General features: G+C 57.7%; 18 protein-coding genes. 14 read left to right on the forward strand and 4 right to left on the reverse strand.

The genetic code is table 11. The annotated features are described in order from the left end of the window. Window positions 1–77: 77 nt before the first annotated feature. The gene (locus tag A1355_RS13880) at window positions 78–1232 is read right to left on the reverse strand and encodes a pyridoxal phosphate-dependent aminotransferase (RefSeq protein WP_064029117.1); all 1155 of its coding nucleotides are present in this window, start codon (window positions 1230–1232) and stop codon (window positions 78–80) included. A gap of 73 nt (window positions 1233–1305) precedes the next feature. After that, the gene (locus tag A1355_RS13885; protein WP_064029119.1) at window positions 1306–2568 is read right to left on the reverse strand and encodes an OmpP1/FadL family transporter; all 1263 of its coding nucleotides are present in this window, start codon (window positions 2566–2568) and stop codon (window positions 1306–1308) included. A gap of 409 nt (window positions 2569–2977) precedes the next feature. On the opposite strand from A1355_RS13885, the gene A1355_RS13890 reads away from it, so the two are divergent. The 13 genes from A1355_RS13890 (at window position 2978) to A1355_RS13945 (ending at window position 12368) form a co-directional block, all read left to right on the forward strand. Next, window positions 2978–3418, forward strand: coding sequence for a DUF6152 family protein (locus tag A1355_RS13890; protein ID WP_064029121.1), 441 nt, complete (start codon window positions 2978–2980; stop codon window positions 3416–3418). 25 nt (window positions 3419–3443) lie between these two features. After that, a complete protein-coding gene (locus A1355_RS13895) occupies window positions 3444–4241 on the forward strand; it encodes a hypothetical protein (protein WP_064029123.1) in 798 nt (265 codons plus the stop codon). Between the two features lie 21 nt (window positions 4242–4262). Continuing rightward, on the forward strand, window positions 4263–5330 hold the full coding sequence (locus A1355_RS13900; protein ID WP_064029125.1) for a hypothetical protein: 1068 nt from the start codon (window positions 4263–4265) through the stop codon (window positions 5328–5330). A 5-nt stretch (window positions 5331–5335) separates the two neighbouring features. Further along, window positions 5336–5833, forward strand: a complete 498-nt coding sequence (locus tag A1355_RS13905; protein ID WP_064029127.1) for a DUF6644 family protein — start codon at window positions 5336–5338, stop codon at window positions 5831–5833. A 2-nt stretch (window positions 5834–5835) separates the two neighbouring features. Then, a complete protein-coding gene (locus A1355_RS13910; protein WP_064029129.1) occupies window positions 5836–6309 on the forward strand; it encodes a DUF6644 family protein in 474 nt (157 codons plus the stop codon). 68 nt (window positions 6310–6377) lie between these two features. Beyond that, window positions 6378–6968, forward strand: coding sequence for a cytochrome c (locus A1355_RS13915; protein WP_157197887.1), 591 nt, complete (start codon window positions 6378–6380; stop codon window positions 6966–6968). Window positions 6969–7378: 410 nt separating this feature from the next. Further along, entirely contained in the window at window positions 7379–8035 is a 657-nt protein-coding gene (ribA, locus tag A1355_RS24635) for a GTP cyclohydrolase II (RefSeq protein ID WP_082885548.1), read from the forward strand. Next, complete coding sequence (locus tag A1355_RS13925) at window positions 8013–8726, forward strand: RibD family protein (RefSeq protein ID WP_064029135.1); 714 nt, start codon at window positions 8013–8015, stop codon at window positions 8724–8726. The genes ribA and A1355_RS13925 overlap by 23 nt, the downstream gene beginning before the upstream one ends. Then, on the forward strand, window positions 8723–9763 hold the full coding sequence (locus A1355_RS13930) for a zinc-dependent alcohol dehydrogenase (protein WP_064029137.1): 1041 nt from the start codon (window positions 8723–8725) through the stop codon (window positions 9761–9763). The genes A1355_RS13925 and A1355_RS13930 overlap by 4 nt, the downstream gene beginning before the upstream one ends. A gap of 80 nt (window positions 9764–9843) precedes the next feature. Then, entirely contained in the window at window positions 9844–10221 is a 378-nt protein-coding gene (locus A1355_RS13935) for a 6-pyruvoyl trahydropterin synthase family protein (RefSeq protein WP_064029139.1), read from the forward strand. 7 nt (window positions 10222–10228) lie between these two features. Continuing rightward, on the forward strand, window positions 10229–11317 hold the full coding sequence (locus tag A1355_RS13940) for a glycosyltransferase family 4 protein (protein WP_064029141.1): 1089 nt from the start codon (window positions 10229–10231) through the stop codon (window positions 11315–11317). Between the two features lie 54 nt (window positions 11318–11371). Continuing rightward, window positions 11372–11587 carry a hypothetical protein gene (locus A1355_RS25265; protein ID WP_157197888.1) on the forward strand — a complete coding sequence of 72 codons (216 nt, stop codon included), beginning with the start codon at window positions 11372–11374 and terminating at the stop codon, window positions 11585–11587. Between the two features lie 76 nt (window positions 11588–11663). Continuing rightward, on the forward strand, window positions 11664–12368 hold the full coding sequence (locus tag A1355_RS13945; protein WP_064029143.1) for a transglycosylase domain-containing protein: 705 nt from the start codon (window positions 11664–11666) through the stop codon (window positions 12366–12368). A 422-nt stretch (window positions 12369–12790) separates the two neighbouring features. On the opposite strand, the gene A1355_RS13950 is transcribed toward A1355_RS13945, so the two are convergent. Together A1355_RS13950 and A1355_RS13955 are read right to left on the reverse strand one after the other, a co-directional pair. After that, the gene (locus tag A1355_RS13950; RefSeq protein WP_064029145.1) at window positions 12791–13264 is read right to left on the reverse strand and encodes a 2TM domain-containing protein; all 474 of its coding nucleotides are present in this window, start codon (window positions 13262–13264) and stop codon (window positions 12791–12793) included. 87 nt (window positions 13265–13351) lie between these two features. After that, complete coding sequence (locus A1355_RS13955; protein ID WP_082885546.1) at window positions 13352–13861, reverse strand: GNAT family N-acetyltransferase; 510 nt, start codon at window positions 13859–13861, stop codon at window positions 13352–13354. A gap of 423 nt (window positions 13862–14284) precedes the next feature. Between A1355_RS13955 and A1355_RS13960 the strand changes: the two genes are divergently transcribed. Then, the gene (locus A1355_RS13960; protein ID WP_064029149.1) at window positions 14285–16174 is read left to right on the forward strand and encodes a twin-arginine translocation signal domain-containing protein; all 1890 of its coding nucleotides are present in this window, start codon (window positions 14285–14287) and stop codon (window positions 16172–16174) included. The last annotated feature ends 2 nt before the right edge of the window (window positions 16175–16176 follow it).

The raw sequence follows: 16176 nt of genomic DNA on the forward strand, positions 1-16176 counted from the left end.
CCGAATACGCTAGACGGTCCGTCCGGTGGTCTAGGTCAAGGCCGGAAACGAAGTTGCTTCGAAGGGCTAGTCGCGCATTAACGCAACCCGGCAAGCCGCTCGATCGCTTCGTGCAAGGTCTCGTCATCCTTGGCAAAACAAAAGCGGATCAAGCTCTCGCCTTCCCGACCCTGGTAAAACGAACTGCCCGGAATCCCGGCGACGCCGGTAGTTATCAGCAAACCCAGCGCGGCGGCTTTAGCGCTGGGATAACCCAAGTGAGAAATGTCGGCCAGCACGTAGTAAGCGCCCTTCGGCACGATCGGCGTCAAGCCAGCCGCCGTCAATCCGGTGCAAAGAATGTCGCGCTTGCGCTGATATTCGCCGCGCAGTTTGGCGAAATAGTCCTGCGACGCCTGCAAGCCGGCGGCGGCGCCGTACTGCAGCGGAGACGGCGCGCAGACGTACAGCAAATCGTTGACCAGATTGATCGCGCGCGCCAACTCCGGCGCGGCTACCGCGTAGCCCAGACGCCAGCCGGTAATGCTGAAGGTTTTCGAAAAGCCCATGATACTGACGGTGCGCTCGGCCAAGCCATCAATGCTGGCCGGCGAAATATGCGGCAAGCCGTCGTAGGTGATGTATTCGTAAATCTCGTCGGAAATCACCAGCAGATTATGGCGGTCGGCCACGCGGGCGATGATCGCCAATTCTTCGGCGCTAAAAAGTTTGCCGCTGGGATTGCTGGGCGTACACACCACGATCGCGCGGGTATTCGGCTTGATTACGGCTTGCAGCGCGGCCTCGGCCAGGGCGAAATCGGGCGGAGTCAGCGTCAGAAATTGCGGCTCCAGGTCGTTCAGCAAGATCGTGTTCAGGTGATAGCCGTAGTAAGGCTCCAGCAATACGATACCGTCGCCCGGATTCAACAATGCGGTCAACGTTGCCGCGAACGCGCCGGTGGTGCCGCCGCTGATCACGATCTGGCCGTCCGGATCGACCGTCAAACCGTTATCGCGGCGGAGCTTGGCCGCGATCGCCCGACGCAGCGGCGGCACGCCCTCGGACGCGGTATAGGTATTCAGTCCGGCGCGGATGGCTTGAATCGCGCCGTCGCGCACCAGCTCCGGCGCCGGCAGATCGCCCAGGCCCTGGCCGAGATTGATGCCGCCGACTCGCTCGCATTCGCGAGTCATCAGCCGGATATCGGACGGTTGCAGTTTGGCGATACGGTTGGCGGCGGGAAAAGTCATCGGAAGATTTCGCTGAAAAGATTATAAAAAGAAGCGCCTGGACGGCGCTTTAAGGGAGGAGAGCACAAGCCACTCAAAATCGCCGCGACCACGCGAACTGCAAAGAAAACTGGCTCATCGACAAGTCGATCGATTGTCCGGGGCTCAGCGGATTCGGACCGCTGACGGTCTTTTGCGGCGAATACATCACCGCGAAACTCAGTTCGACCCGCTGGCCCAGCGCGCGGCTGAAGCCACCGGTCAAATGCCATTCCTGCACGCCCGGCGCCAGAATGTTGAACAACACTTCGGAGCCTTCGATAGGTTGCTGGCCGTAGCTGACACCTCCGCGTAGCGTCCACAGCGGATCGGGTTTCCATTGCGCGCCGAATTTGTATATCGTCATATCGTTCCAGCCAAAACCGCGGCCGTCGGCGTAACCGAGCAAATTGCCCCGAAAGGGATTACCGACCGATTTGATTTCGCTATATCGAATGTGTTCGACGTCGAAATTGGCGGTCAGCGCCGCGTTCACATCCCAAGACAAACCGACGTTGAAACTGTCCGGGATGTCGAAACCGCCGTCCTGAGCGAATAAACCGGCGTAGCGGTCGAACTTGCTCATGAAAACCCGGCTTTTATATGAGGCGCCCAAACGCAAGCCGGGCAGCAATTCGGCCAAGCCGCCGATTCGGAAACCGGCGCCGAACGAATAATCGCGGCCGTTATCGGACAAATGATCCGGATCGGCGGAAAAACCGAACGCGCCGAACGTGGACAGGCCGCGCGCCTTGAAAGTCTGCGCGGCGAATATCGGCGAAATGCCGAGCGCATAACGTCCGTGGTCGAACGAACGGGCGTAGGTGCCGACGATGAAGGCCTGCGCCATATCGATGCCGGTGCGGCCCGCGCCGAAAGTGCCGGGCGCGCCGGCAAACAAGCCGTTGCCATTGACCAGCGGCTTGTAGTCGGTATTCATGCCGCCGTTACCGTACATCGCCAAGCCGACGGTCTGGCTGTCGTCCAATCGGTAACTCCAGCCCAGGGTCGGAATCGGAAAATATTCGCTGTCACTTTCCACCGAGCCGGTCGCCAGCATGCCGCCGCCGTTCACCCGGTATTCGCGATGCGGGCTGAATAATTCGAACTCCAGATCTAGACGATCGCCGACATAGGCCAATCCAGCCGGATTGATCGCCGCGACGATCGCGTCTTGCGCCAGCGCGGTCGTGGCCCCGGCCAGGGCTTTGCCGCGCGCGCCGTAGCCGTGCGCGAAATAACCGTTGGTGGCCAAAGCCGCCGGCGCGAATCCGGCCAGCAAGCCCGCTAGCACGTATCGATGTGTATACCAAGCCATCCGCAATCCTGCCCGAGTTGAATGTGCCTCGATTCTAACGACGCTTGTTATCCATCAAAAACGATAAGTTTCGATTTGTATTTCGAAAAATGACATAGCGGCAACGCCCGGCTATAAAAATTTGGATTTCGGCAATTGCCCGGACAGCGTCCGGCCACGCACAGTTGCGTCGGCAACAGCCCGTGTTTCGCGGCTGTCCTTCGGCCAACAGCCACCGCCCGCCAAATCCGGGCCGACAAACGCTGCCTAGCGAATCGGGTAGCGGCTATTCCTAACGAAAACAATAGCTTGCCTTCCACCTAACTTTCCAGCGCATACCTCGGCCGATTCCGGCCCGCTTATTGCGATACCGCTGATCGTCGCGGACACGCTGTCCGCAAACGCCCTAACGAACTACGCAGGAAACCTCATGGCCCGCAGATCAACGATTGTTTTGACCGTTTTAACTCACTGCTTATTGACCGCGACCGCACCGGTCGCCCATGCCCACCACGCCTTTTCCGCCGAATTCGACGCCGAAAAGCCGATCGAATTGAAGGGCACCGTGACCAAGCTGGAATTGGTGAATCCGCATAGCTGGCTGTATCTGGACGTCAAACAAGCCGACGGCAGCAGTAAAAACTGGGGGCTAGAATTCGGCGCGCCGTTCAGCTTGAAACAAAAAGGCATAACCAAGGCCAGCCTGCCGGTCGGCAGCGAGGTGACGATACAAGGTTTTCGCGCCAAAAACGGCAAGGACTTCGGTTACGCGGTGACCACGCTGTTATCCGACGGTCGCGCTGTGAAAACCGGCGGCGCTCAGGATGCGCCGGACGCGCAAGCGAATCAGGCCAAGCCGCAAGCGCAATAAGCGCCGACGATCAGGAGTGAAATCGATGCCCAACCCACACAACGGCCCGTCCTCGCTCAGCATCGGCGTGATGCTGGTCAGCGGTCTGATTTTATTATTCATGGCGGTCAGCGACGCCGGGGCGGCTAGCGCCAAAATCCCCCGGCTGGCCAACGGCAAGCCGGATTTCTCCGGTATCTGGCAAACCACCAGCGCCGCCGATTACGACCTGGAACCTCATAGTAACCGCAAGGATGCGCCGCCCGGCGCCGGCATCGTCGAAGGCCACTATTTGCCGTATTTACCCAAGGCGCTGACGCAAAAGCAGCAAAACTTCGAGGCCCGCGCCACCAACGATCCGGCCTTGAAAGGTTACACGCTGGGCGTGCCGCGCGGCATTTATTACCCGGAGCCGTTCCAGATCTTTCAACGCAAGCAGGACTTGACTCAGGTGTTTCAGTTCGGCCATTCGGTCAGAACCATCCACACCGACGGCACCGACCATCCGAAAGACCCTTACGACTGGTGGCTGGGCGATTCGCGCGGCCGTTGGGACGGCGACACGCTGGTGGTCGACGTCAAGCACTTCAACGACAAGACCTGGCTCGACCGGGCCGGCAATTTTCACAGCGACGCGCTGCATGTCGTCGAACGCTGGACTTATCTCGATCCGAATACGATCGAATACCGGGCGACTGTCGAAGACCCCAACGTGTTCAGCAAGCCATGGCAGCTATCGGTGATTTTGTACCGACACCGGGAGAAGGATTTTCAGTTGATCGAAGACTACCGTTTTACGCTGGACTACGACGATGCCTATCCGCCCAAGCCGAATAAACCCTAACCGCCGCCAGACGAGGACCTTATGCAACAGATGAATCCCCGCCGCTCGGCGCTGATTTCCGGACTGGCGATAGGCGCGATCATCGTCGCCGCGCCAACCGCGCGCGCCGCCGATCAGGCCGGCAAGCCCGAAACCAAGTCGGATACGACCGCGGCGAAACCCGTGCAAACGGCGACTAAAGCGCTAAAACTGGGCGGCCCCGGCATCGAACAGGAAAGAAGTTTCCCTAAAATCGTCTCCGGCAAATGGACCGGCCCGAAAACCGCCGACGGCCAGCCGGATGTGCAAGGCCATTGGTCCAACACCATTGCCAACCACAACAATTTCACCGATCCGCAAGGCGGCATCCTTAACGATCCGAATCCGAACCGGGTCGCCAAGAGTCCGCGCGAGGAACGGGCGCCGAGCCGGGTCAGCGACCCGGCCGACGGCCAGGTGCCGTTTCAGCCTTGGGCGCTGGAAAAGGTCAAGGATTTTCAAGCTCACTTCCACGATCCGGTCAAACCCGAATATATAGAGCCGCTGGCCCGTTGCGCGCCGGCCGGCATTCCGAAATCGCTGTATTGGCACGGATACGAGATCGGCCAATATCCGGGTTACGTGCTGTTCCAATTCAATTCCGGCACCCGCATCATTCATCTGGACGGCAAGCCGCATCTGCCCGACAACATCAAATTGTGGAACGGCGATTCGCGCGGCCATTGGGAAGGCAATACCTTGGTGGTGGACGTGACCAACCAAAACGGCAAGGCGCTGTTCGGCCGCTCAGGCGAATTTATCAGCGAAAATGGCCATATCACCGAACGCTATATCTTCAGCAACGACGGCGACCGCTATACCTATGAAGCGACCCTGACCGATCCCACCGTCTACACCCGGCCGTTTACGGTGACCGTGCCGGCCCGCAAGTGGACCGCCAAGGACCAACCGAACGGCTGGCATTTCGAAGTGGAACCGGCCAATTACGTCGGCAACGAAAAGCTCAAGGAGCCTATCCTGGACCAATACGAACGGGTTTGCGCCGAAAACAACGGCGGCTTCGGTCTGGTGGCCGCCGATGCGCCCGCGCCGGAAAGCCCAAAGAAATAGCCGCCATGACCTTATTGGAATTTTCGCAGCTGTTATACGACTCCGAATTCGGCACCGCGCTGCGCGAGTCGGTTTACCTGTTTCCGCTGATCGAAGGCCTGCATTTGATCGGTCTGGCCGTATCGATCGGTTTGCTGTTTTTCGTGGATTTACGCTTGCTTGGCTGGTTTCTGCCGCAACTGCCGGTTGTCCAGTTGCTGCATTCGTTACGCCCTTGGCTGTTGGGCGGTTTCGCGGTGACCTTCGTCAGCGGCCTGCTGCTGTTCGTCGCGACGGCCTCGAAGATTGTGGTGTTGCCGGTGTTTTTTTACAAGCTGGGCTTCATCGCTCTGGCGGGCCTGAACGCGCTGTGGTTCGAACGGCGCTGGGGGCGCGATGTCGTCGTCTGGGGCAACGCCGAAGTGCCGCCAAGCCCGGTGCGTTTTGCCGGTGCGGCCTCGCTAACCTTGTGGAGCTTGGTGGTGATCGCCGGGCGTTTGATTCCTTATTTGAGCTACCAATAGCCATGACTACCCTGGAACTGTTCAAAAGCTTGCAAGCCAGCGACTTCGGCCGGTTTGTCGGCGGCCTGGATCACTTGTTTTGCGCGGTGATGGAACTGGCGCATATTGCCGGGATGATTTTGCTGCTGGCGTCGGTCTTGCTGGTTAGTCTGAACTTGTTCGGACTCGGCTTGGCTGGATTGTCGCCGGCCCAACTTCGGCAAAGTACCGGCAAATTGTTCTGGACCGGGTTGGCGTTGCTCGTGGTTTCCGGACTGCTGATCTTCATCCCGGCCGCGACCAGCTATTACGAAAACGATTTTTTCTGGGCCAAATTCGTGTTGTTGCCGCTGGCGCTGCTGGCTTATTTGACGCTGTACCGTAAGGCCGTCGCGGCGGCATCGCTCAACCGGCTGCTCGCCAACGCTACGGGCGGTTTGTTGTTGAGCTTGTGGCTGGGCGTGGCTTTCGCCGGCCGGTTTATCGGTTTTCTTTGAGTCTCCGCTCCTAACGCGTGCCGTTCCGAATTGCCGGTAGCGGCGCGCGTCTTTTTTGGATTTTTCCGATGCATCATCCATTGTTACCTAAAATGTTACAACGCCCGAGAGCCATGGGCTGGGCCTGGCTGCTCGTATTGCTCGTTGGCGCTTGCGACGATTCCGCTCGGCAACCTCCGAGCGCGCCGCCAACCGCATTCGTTCCGGTCGCGACCCTGCAAGACATCATGACCTCGGTGATCGACCCGAACATCGATTTCGTTTGGAACTCGGTTTCGACGGTCAGCACCGCCAGCGGCACCGAGGAACGTCGGCCGCAAACCGACCAGGACTGGCTGGCCTTGCGCCAGCACGCATTGATAGTCGCCGAGGCGGCCAACTTGTTATTGGTCGAAAACCGGCCGGTTGCCGCCGCCAACGCCACGACCTCCAGCGGCGATGCCGAATTGACGCCGTCGGCGATTAAGACGCTGGTCGCCGAACATCGCGACGATTTCGTTACCCGCGGCCACGAGTTCCAAGTTGCCGCGTTGGGTTTAATTCGCGCGATAGACGCCAAAAATGCCGACGCGCTGGAAAAAGCCGGCGGCGAAGTCGAACACGCTTGCGAACAATGCCATAGCCAGTTTTGGTATCCGGGCGATAATCGGCCCAAGTAATCGAGACGGCCGCGCTATCGGTTGGCGCGATACCTGGCTCCAAAATTTACCTCGGCCGTGAAGGGAGCGGAACATGCTCATCTTGCTATCGATAAGCCTAATCAGCGCCGTCGCCGGTCATTATTTGGCGAAGGCTAGGGGATCCGGACATGTGGTGTTTTGGACGGCCCTGGGTTTGGGATTGGGGCCGTTGGCGATTCCGATTCTATGGCTGGTTGTTCGAAAACCGTAAGCCGCTATAAAAAATCCAGGCATCCGGAAATCGCCATTCGGTAGCCGAGCCAGGACACCGCTAATTGACGCTAGGGAATATGTTTATCTGATCTTATCGTTTAAAAGGCGAGTGGGTTTTCAGTATCCTTGCCGTTTGCGCCGGATTCAATAACCGCCGTAATTCGACCGATACCAGCATGAGCCATCCCAGCGTCACACTACTTACCCGCACCCGCATTCCTACCGCATACGGCGAGTTTCAGCTGCACTATTACAGCAACAACCAAGACGATAAGGAGCATCTGGCCTTGGTGATTGGCGATCCGGCCGGGCGGGACGACGTGTTGGTCCGCTTGCATTCGGAATGCTTTACCGGCGACGTGCTGGGTTCGCGGCGCTGCGACTGCGGCGAACAATTGGATCGATCGCTGCAATTGCTGGCGGAGCAGGGAACCGGCATCCTGCTGTACCTGCGCCAGGAAGGCCGCGGCATCGGCCTGCTGCAAAAATTGCGCGCTTACAATTTACAAGACCAGGGTTACGATACCCTCGACGCCAATCTGTTGCTAGGCCATCGCGCCGACGAGCGCGATTACTCGTTGGCGGCGCGGATACTGGAAGACCTGGGCGTCCAATCGCTCCGGCTGATCACCAACAATCCGCTAAAAATCCAGGCGCTGCGCGCCGCCGGGCTGACCGTCAGCGGCCGCCAGCCGCTGCAAACGCCGGTACACCCGGACAACGCCGGTTATTTACTGACCAAGGCGCGGCGCATGGATCATTTGCTGGAATTGGACTTGCCGGCCGACGCCAGCCTAATCCGGGCCGATCATGCCGCTGAATCAACGGATTGAGCGCTGGCTAGCGCTGCAAAGCGCGGTGACTAAGCCGGCCCAGCGGCCGTTCGTCACCTTGAGCTACGCGCAAAGCTGGGACGGCAGCATTACCACCCGCCGGGGCGAATCGCTGGGCTTGAGCGGCAGCGAATCCTTGCGCTTGACCCATCAGTTACGTAGTTTGCACGACGGCATCTTGGTCGGCATCGGCACCGTGTTGGCCGACGACCCGCAACTAACCGTGCGCGAATGGCGCGGCGCCAATCCGCAGCCCATCGTCTTGGACAGCCAATTACGCATGCCGCCCGCTGCCCGGTTGTGCCAACGCGCCGACAAAACCTGTTGGGTGTTGACCCGCCGCAGCGGCCCGCGGCCGTTTGCCGGAAACGCCGAAATCATCGCGATGGAGCGCGACGACGACGGCCGGGTGGATTTGGCCGAAGCACTGCAGGTATTGTGGCAAAAAGGCATCCGCACGCTGATGGTCGAGGGCGGAAGCCGGATTATCACCGCGTTCTTGCGGGCGCAATTGGCCGACGCGTTGGTGTTGACCGTCGCGCCGACCTTGGTCGGCGGCCTGAAAGGCGTCGGCGATCTGAATCCTTGCGTGGGTCGATTACCCCGTATCAAACCCTGGCACTCGCAAATGCTCGGCGACGACCTGGTGATGTGGGGCTCGTTGCAATATCGCGACGCGTTGGCCGGATGAGCTTGCGCCAATTGTGGTTCGTCGCGCCCGGCGAAGTCCAAGTGCGGGAAACGCCATTGCCGGTTTTGGCCGCCGGGCAAGTGTTGGTCAAAGCCGAGTGTTCGGCGATCAGCGCCGGCAGCGAATTGTTGGTCTATCGCGGCCGGTTGCCTGGGGATTTGGCGCTGGACGCTACCCTGGCTTCGTTGCAACGTTCTACCGCTTATCCGTTGCCATACGGCTATGCCTGCGTCGGCCGCGTCGAGCGGATCGGCAATGGCGTTTCGCCGGACTGGCTGGATCGGCGGGTGTTTTCGTTTCAACCGCACGCTAGCCACTTCGTCGCCGAAACCTCGCAACTGTTGGCGATCCCGGACGACGTCTGCAGCGAGGCGGCGGTCTTTCTCGCCAACGCCGAAACCGCCGTTAACCTGATTCACGACGGCGCTCCGGCGCTGGGCGAGCGAGTCGCGGTGTGCGGCTTGGGCGTGGTCGGTCTACTGCTGACCGGGATTTTGGCGCAATTTCCGCTGGGCCTCCTGGTCGGTCTGGACGGCATTGCCGCCCGGCGCGCCAAGGCCTCGGCCTTGGGCATGCACGCCAGCTACGACCCATCGCGGGACGCCGATTGGCGGGCGCTGCGCGCCGATCTGAATTTGCCGGTCGATTTAAGCCGGCCCGCCGAATCCGGCGCCGATTTGATTTTCGAAGTCAGCGGCGCGCCGGCCGCGTTGAACGGTGCGCTTGAATTGGCCGGTTACGCCGGGCGCATCGTGGTCGGCAGTTGGTACGGCAGCCAACCGGCGCCGCTGCAACTGGGCGGCGGCGCGCACCGCCACCGTTTGCGGATAATGACCAGCCAAGTCAGCACGATCACGCCGGAATTGAGCGGCCGCTGGGACAAGGCTCGCCGCTTCGAAACGGCCTGGACCGCGATTCGCCGTCTGCAACCGCAAGCCTGGATTAGCCATCGGATGCCGCTGGAGCAAGCCGCCACGCTGTACCGCAATCTCGACCAAACGCCTGGCGGCGTGTTGCAGGCCGTGTTCCGCTACTGAGCGCGGCACCGGAAAACCGTATTTGGTCCACTTGTCGCGTTTCGAACCTTGACCCTAACCGCCTCATCGGAGAACCCATTATGTACAGCGTAGCCGTCAGCCGCGACTTCATCGCCAACCACTATTTGATCGGCGGCGATTGGGGCAGCGAAAATCAAGCGCATGCCCATCATTACATCGCCGAAGTGCGGATCGACGGCGAGACCTTGGATCGCCACGGCTATCTGGTCGATATCGTCGCTATCGAAGCGGCCTTGGACGCGGCGGTCGCCGACTTTCGCGACCGCCTGCTCAACGATTGCCCCGAGTTCGCCGGCCTGAATCCGAGCATCGAGCATTTCAGCCGAATCCTCTGCCAGCGCCTGTTCGCCGAAATCCAGCTACCCGGCAACGGCCGGCTACGCGTCAAGCTTTGGGAAAATCCGCAATGCTGGGCCGCTTTCAGCCGGACATTTTGAGCGGACGATGCGGATCGGCCTGCTGATTTACGGCGATATCCAAACCCTGAGCGGCGGCTATTTCTACAATCGGCAATTGCTGGATTATCTGCGCGGCCAAGGCGACAGCATCGAAATCGTCAGCTTGCCCTATCGCCGCTATGCCAGCCACTTGGCCGACAATGTCGCCGATGCACTGCTGAAACGCATCGCCGCTGCCGAATTGGACCTGTTAATCCAAGATGCCATGACCCATCCGTCGCTATTTTGGCTGAACCGGCGGCTGGCGCGGCGGCTGAATCTGCCGCTGATCGCGCTGGTGCATTTGCTGAGCGGCGTCGAAAACGCCGGCAAACCCTTGGCTTGGCTATACCGCGCGGTCGAGCGCCGCTATTTGCAATCGGTATCCGGCATCATCGCCAACAGCCGGACCACTTTGGCGCAAATCAGCCGAATGCTGGACGGCCGCTTGCCGCCGCATTGCATTGCGCCGCCGGCCGCCGACCATATCGCCACGGTTGCCGCCGATACCTTAACCGAACGCGCGCGACAAGCCGGGCCGTTGCGCATCCTGGCGGTCGGCAACGTCATCGAACGCAAGGGCCTGCAGGTGTTGGTGGAAGCCCTCGGCCGCTTGCCGCGCCACGATTACCGCGCCACGCTGGTCGGCCGCTTGGACATGGAACCGGCCTACGTGAACCAGCTGCGGCAAACCATCCGCCGCCATGCGTTGAACGACCGAATCGAACTGGCCGGCGCGGTGGTCGGCGCCGACTTGGCCGAGCTTTACCGAACGCATCAGTTGATGGTGCTGCCGTCGGCCTACGAAAGCTACGGCATCGTCTACGCCGAAGCCTTGCGCTTCGGCCTGCCGGCCGTTGCCACCACCGGCGGCGCGGCCCGGGAAATCATTCGCCCCGGCGAAACCGGCTTCCTGATCGCACCGGGGGACTCTGCCGAACTGGCCGCGCTGCTGCAAAACCTGCATCGCGACCGCGACCGGCTGACCAAGCTGAGCCATAACGCCCTAACCGCCTCCGCCCAGCTACCGAGTTGGCACGAATGCGGCGCGACCGTCCGGCGGTTTTTGCGGGAATCCTTGGCGAGCAGGTTTTGAACCACGATCCGATTTGTCGATAGCGCCACCAAAATACGCCGGAGGTATGCCGGGATGATGAGAGCTTATGCTGTCAATGATCCGAAAAGTAGCCGTTTGAGTCATGAAAAAAGAACCGTTCATCCTTCGACGGTGCTGTATCCGCGCGGCGGAAGTCGTCACGGCCAACGAGATTTTTCGTTCGCCCTGCACAATGCCGACGTATGGATGACCCACGGCTTGTTCCAACATCAATTTTCGATGAGTGAAGAATCAAATGTCCAACCTTAATCCCTGCCTCCAAACGCTGCCTGCAACAAGCGATTGCAGCGGTCGCCTAAAGCGCGCTAGACGCCGCCTAACTTAGATGAATACCTGGCGCATCGCCGCGGCATTGACGCTGTTGGCCTCAATTGGCATTGCAACTCACTATGCGAAGGAAGTATACGTGGCCCGCCGCGATACACCGGCCTTGGTCGGTCTGGCTTGGCAACGCTACGGGCACGGCATTGCACTGTCCGACTTATCAAAAAACGAGAAATTGCTGCTGATTGCGGTGGAAGATCCCGCGTTTTATCGCCATCACGGCGTGGATCTCAATACGCCGGGCGCTGGAATGACGACAATCACCCAAGCTTTAGTCAAATTGTTGTATTTTCCAGGCGGCTTTAATAAAGGGGTGGCCAAGATCCGTCAAACGCTCATCGCCCGTTACGCGTTAGATCCGCTGATTCCCAAAAACGAGCAACTGGAATTGCTGTTGAACGTCGCCTATCTCGGCAGTCAGGACGGGCAGGCTATTCGCGGCTTTGAGACTGCCGCCTCGGCGTATTTTAATAAGCCTTTCAAGGCGTTGTCGGAGACCGAATTTCAATCGCTGGTTGCGATGCTGGTCGCCCCCGACCGCTTAATCCCCGGAACCCCGGATCACGCGCAACGGATGCGTCGAATAGACGATTACTTAACCGGAAAATATCAACCAACCGGCGTGCTGGATGTCGAGTACGATGGAAATAATCAACAGAGCGTCGGACAACGGGGTTTGATGGCCTTTCTTCGATTGATTACCTAACTGATCCGGATAATCAATAATCGGTCTAAATAGATTTGAAAGGACTGATCGCCAAAACTCCCGAGTCACAGGGCTTCCTCTCGCCACCATTCGTTTTTGCCGGCCTGAACTTCTCCGCTATCCGATCCTTCTTAAGATTTTCGGCAACCTGACCGCTGTTAACCGCCCAAGCATTTTTTTACACCGTGGAGAAAGCGACTTTCCGCTCTTTAAGGCAAAAAGCCGCTCTCGTTCGGTAATCGGGTTCTGACAGCGGAACCCTTGACTAATATCCGTCAAAATCCTGGTAAACAGCTAGGACAATAGTTACTCATACAGCCGCGACAACATGAGCCGCGCGATTCAAAATCGAATAACCATTTGACTATTGAAAACGTTAGTAATAAAACCGATTGCCGAGATTATTGATCTGATTTTTTAATTTACAACGGACGTCCCAAGCGCTTTTCGACTTGTTTTCTTTCCCACTCCGCTCCAAAGAAAGGCAGTATATCGAATACTGAAGATGCGTGTATCAAAAGCCCGACACTCCAACCAAGCGCCGGCCAAATCACCCAGAGATGGCGGGGCGTTTGCAGCAAATTGAGAATGGCTAAAGCGCCAATAATAACGATGTATTGAATTAAATGCGTGTAAAACCGTCTGAGTTTACGTACATGCTCGAAGGTAAGGATTTCGTCTTTACTAATATTCTGATTTAAAGCGCCACTCATATCAAACTCCGAATTTAACTGTGAAAAATCGATCTCAAAGACCGCCGCCAGTGATTTCAGGGATTCCAAACTTGCCGTTTGTCCGCGTTCGATTCGTTGAATAGTGCGGACGCTGATGCCGCTCAATTCGGCTAATTGTTGTTGCGACCAGCCGTGTTGCAATCTCAGTTTTTGTATTAGCATTGGAAACTCCTGTTGTATCACTGGCCTGCAGTCTAGCGCTTAATTCGCGAGCGCCGTGACGCCATTTACCCGTCAACGACCCGACATTTAACCGCCAAGTCCACGGCAGTTTTCGGCACGGAGAAAAAGCAAATACGATTTCTCCTTAATTTGTCTCAACCCCAATTCCTCAAAACCCAGTTTGACTAAAACGTTTAGGGATTTCGTATTTTCGGATTCGACATAGGCGAACAACTTAGGCCCTGCGAAGGCCGAAATCACGGCTCGCGCGGCCTCGGTCGCGTAGCCGTGGCCGTGGCCGCGATAAGATGCAATCAATCGATAACCAAGCTCCAACTCCCGTTTGCCATCGAGCTCGAAGGGTTCAATTCCGCAATAACCGATAATTTGGTTGGTATCCTTTAGAATCAAGGCCTTTTTACCCAGTCCCGACTTGGAGTATTCCAGAATTTCTCTATATCTAGCAACCGCACGGTCTGTTGCTAAAGCACCGGCCTCGGAATATGCCATGAAAACACTATCCTGAAGCATTGATACTAATACTTCGCAATCGGACTCTACAAAGTTTCGAATTTTTAGGCGTTCAGTAACAATCATATAAATGGTGCGACATTTTAACTTCAAAGTACATTTTATAAAGAGTTATTCTCGCGACCAATCTACCATACTACATCCAGATAAAAAACCCTGGTTAATCCAGAATCCTTTAAAAGACTCGATTGAATAACCGCGCAAACCGATAAACCAAGAGAATTTTTCTCGCATTTATCCGGAAAGCTTGAAAATCAACAGCAATGGTTCAGAAACTGCGGTTTTTACAGCAATTTATACCTGCTAGTTAACAGTTTCCGTGGCTTTATAGATGGCATAAATTTTGTGAAATACCGTTCGAGACCAAAAGTCTCAAACTTTCCGAGCGGAACGGTTAACGAATATCTAACCGTTGCCATTTTTCCGTCGGAAGTCTGGTTGGACAACTTAAACATTTTGAATGCACTCTATTTTAAGGAGCAAAATCTCATGTCGACCGCAACTCGCGCCGGTAAAACTCCGGCATCCGACCTATCCGCATCCGCGGATGACCACACTTCAACCACCGACATCGACGAACAAAACGGCATTAGCCGCCGCTCGTTCATCGGCCGCGCGGCCGCGATCACCGCTGCTAGCGTGTTAGGACCAACCTTGCCGGGCGCGGTACAAGCCGCGGTCGGCGAAGGTTATTCCACCGACGATAGTCAAATTCCCGAATCGGTGGGTCAGGACTTTAGCAAAAAGTACCAGAACGACACGCTGGGTACCCTCCATGCCAAAAAATTGCGTAAACGCGCCTTCAAAGCCCGTTTGGATGCGGCTGAAATTGATTACAAAGTCGACATTCCGCCTCAGCCCAATAACGGTGACGAATTACGTTATCCCAATTACATAGGTGCCGCGACCAAGGGTTTGCAACATGACGACCAAGGCCATGTATTGCCCGTATCCTACGAATCCTATTTAACGGCGCTACGCTCGGGCAAACACGAGGATTTCGAAAACATCCAGTTGGGCGGCACCGCCAAACTGGCCGGTATTCAGGGCCCATTGACCGCGAGCCTCGAAGGCTTGGCCAACAGCCAGCTGGCCATTCCGGCACCGGCGGAGTTGGCCAGTGCGGAACTGGCCGCCGACCATATCGAAGTTTATTGGCAGGCGTTGCTGCGCGACGTGCCGTTTACCGAATACCGCGACGACACCGACAACGAGCTGGTACTGGCCGCAGTCACCGAGCTGAACGACCTGAAAGCCTTTAACGGCCCCAAGGTCGACGGCAAAGTCACGCCCGAGTCCTTATTCCGAGCGACGGCCGCCTATGTTGACTATAGGTCCGACCCCTCCGGCAAAAAGGCCAAATACCTCGTCCCCGACGGCGCCCTGGACGGTCCTTACATTTCCCAGTTTTTACTCAGGGCGATTCCGGCCTGGGGCACGATAGCCAGCCAACCGCAAACCCGACCGATCCAAAAAGCCGGCGAGGCCTTCGGCGCCACCTGGGAGGAATGGCTAGCCCTGCGCAACGGAAAAGATCTTGGCCGCGGCATCACGCTGGAATCCGGCCGGCGCCACATCATCAACGGCCGAGATCTGGCCACGTTGGCGCGTGGAACCGGACCGACCTATCTTCACGTCCTGCAAATCCTGAGTGCCGCGCCCAATGCCGACAATCCGTTGCTGGGCGGGGTCGGCGCACCATTGAACCCGGCCAACCCGTACCGAAACTCCAAAACCCAGGAAGCCACCGCATCGTCGTTTACCACCGGTTTTGCCCAGGGCTTACTGGCGCTGGCAGCCACCTACGCCACCCGTACCTCTTATTACCAAAACTGGTATGTCAACCGCCGGTTGCGCCCGGAAGACTACGGCGGCCTGGTGCACAAAGTCCTAACCAACGGCGCGAATTATCCCTTGCACCCGGACGTATTGAATTCAGAGGCGGTGCAGCGGATTTACAAGCAATTCGGCACTTATCTGCTTCCCAGCGCCAGCAATGTCGGCGCGCCAACTCATCCGGGTTACCCCAGCGGTGCTACGATAGGCGCTGCGGTGCCTATCACCTTGTTGAAAGCGTTCTTCGACGAAAACCACGTGATCCCGAATCCTTTGGAAGTCGATCCCAACGACCCGAGCAAACTCCGGCCTTATAGCGGCAAGGATATACTGACGGTCGGCGGGGAACTGAACAAACTGGTCAACAACATCGGTTTTGGTCGAAACTTCAATAACTTCCATGTGCGCTCGGATATTTCAGCGTCTCACTCTCTGGGCGAGGCCTTGGCGATCAGTCTGTTGCGGAATCAACGCTTTACCTACAACGAACCATTCACCGGGTATACCTTCACCAAGTTCGATGGCAGTAAGGTCACCGTTTAGAA

This window comes from Methylomonas koyamae (assembly GCF_001644025.1).
GTDB lineage: Bacteria > Pseudomonadota > Gammaproteobacteria > Methylococcales > Methylomonadaceae > Methylomonas > Methylomonas koyamae_A.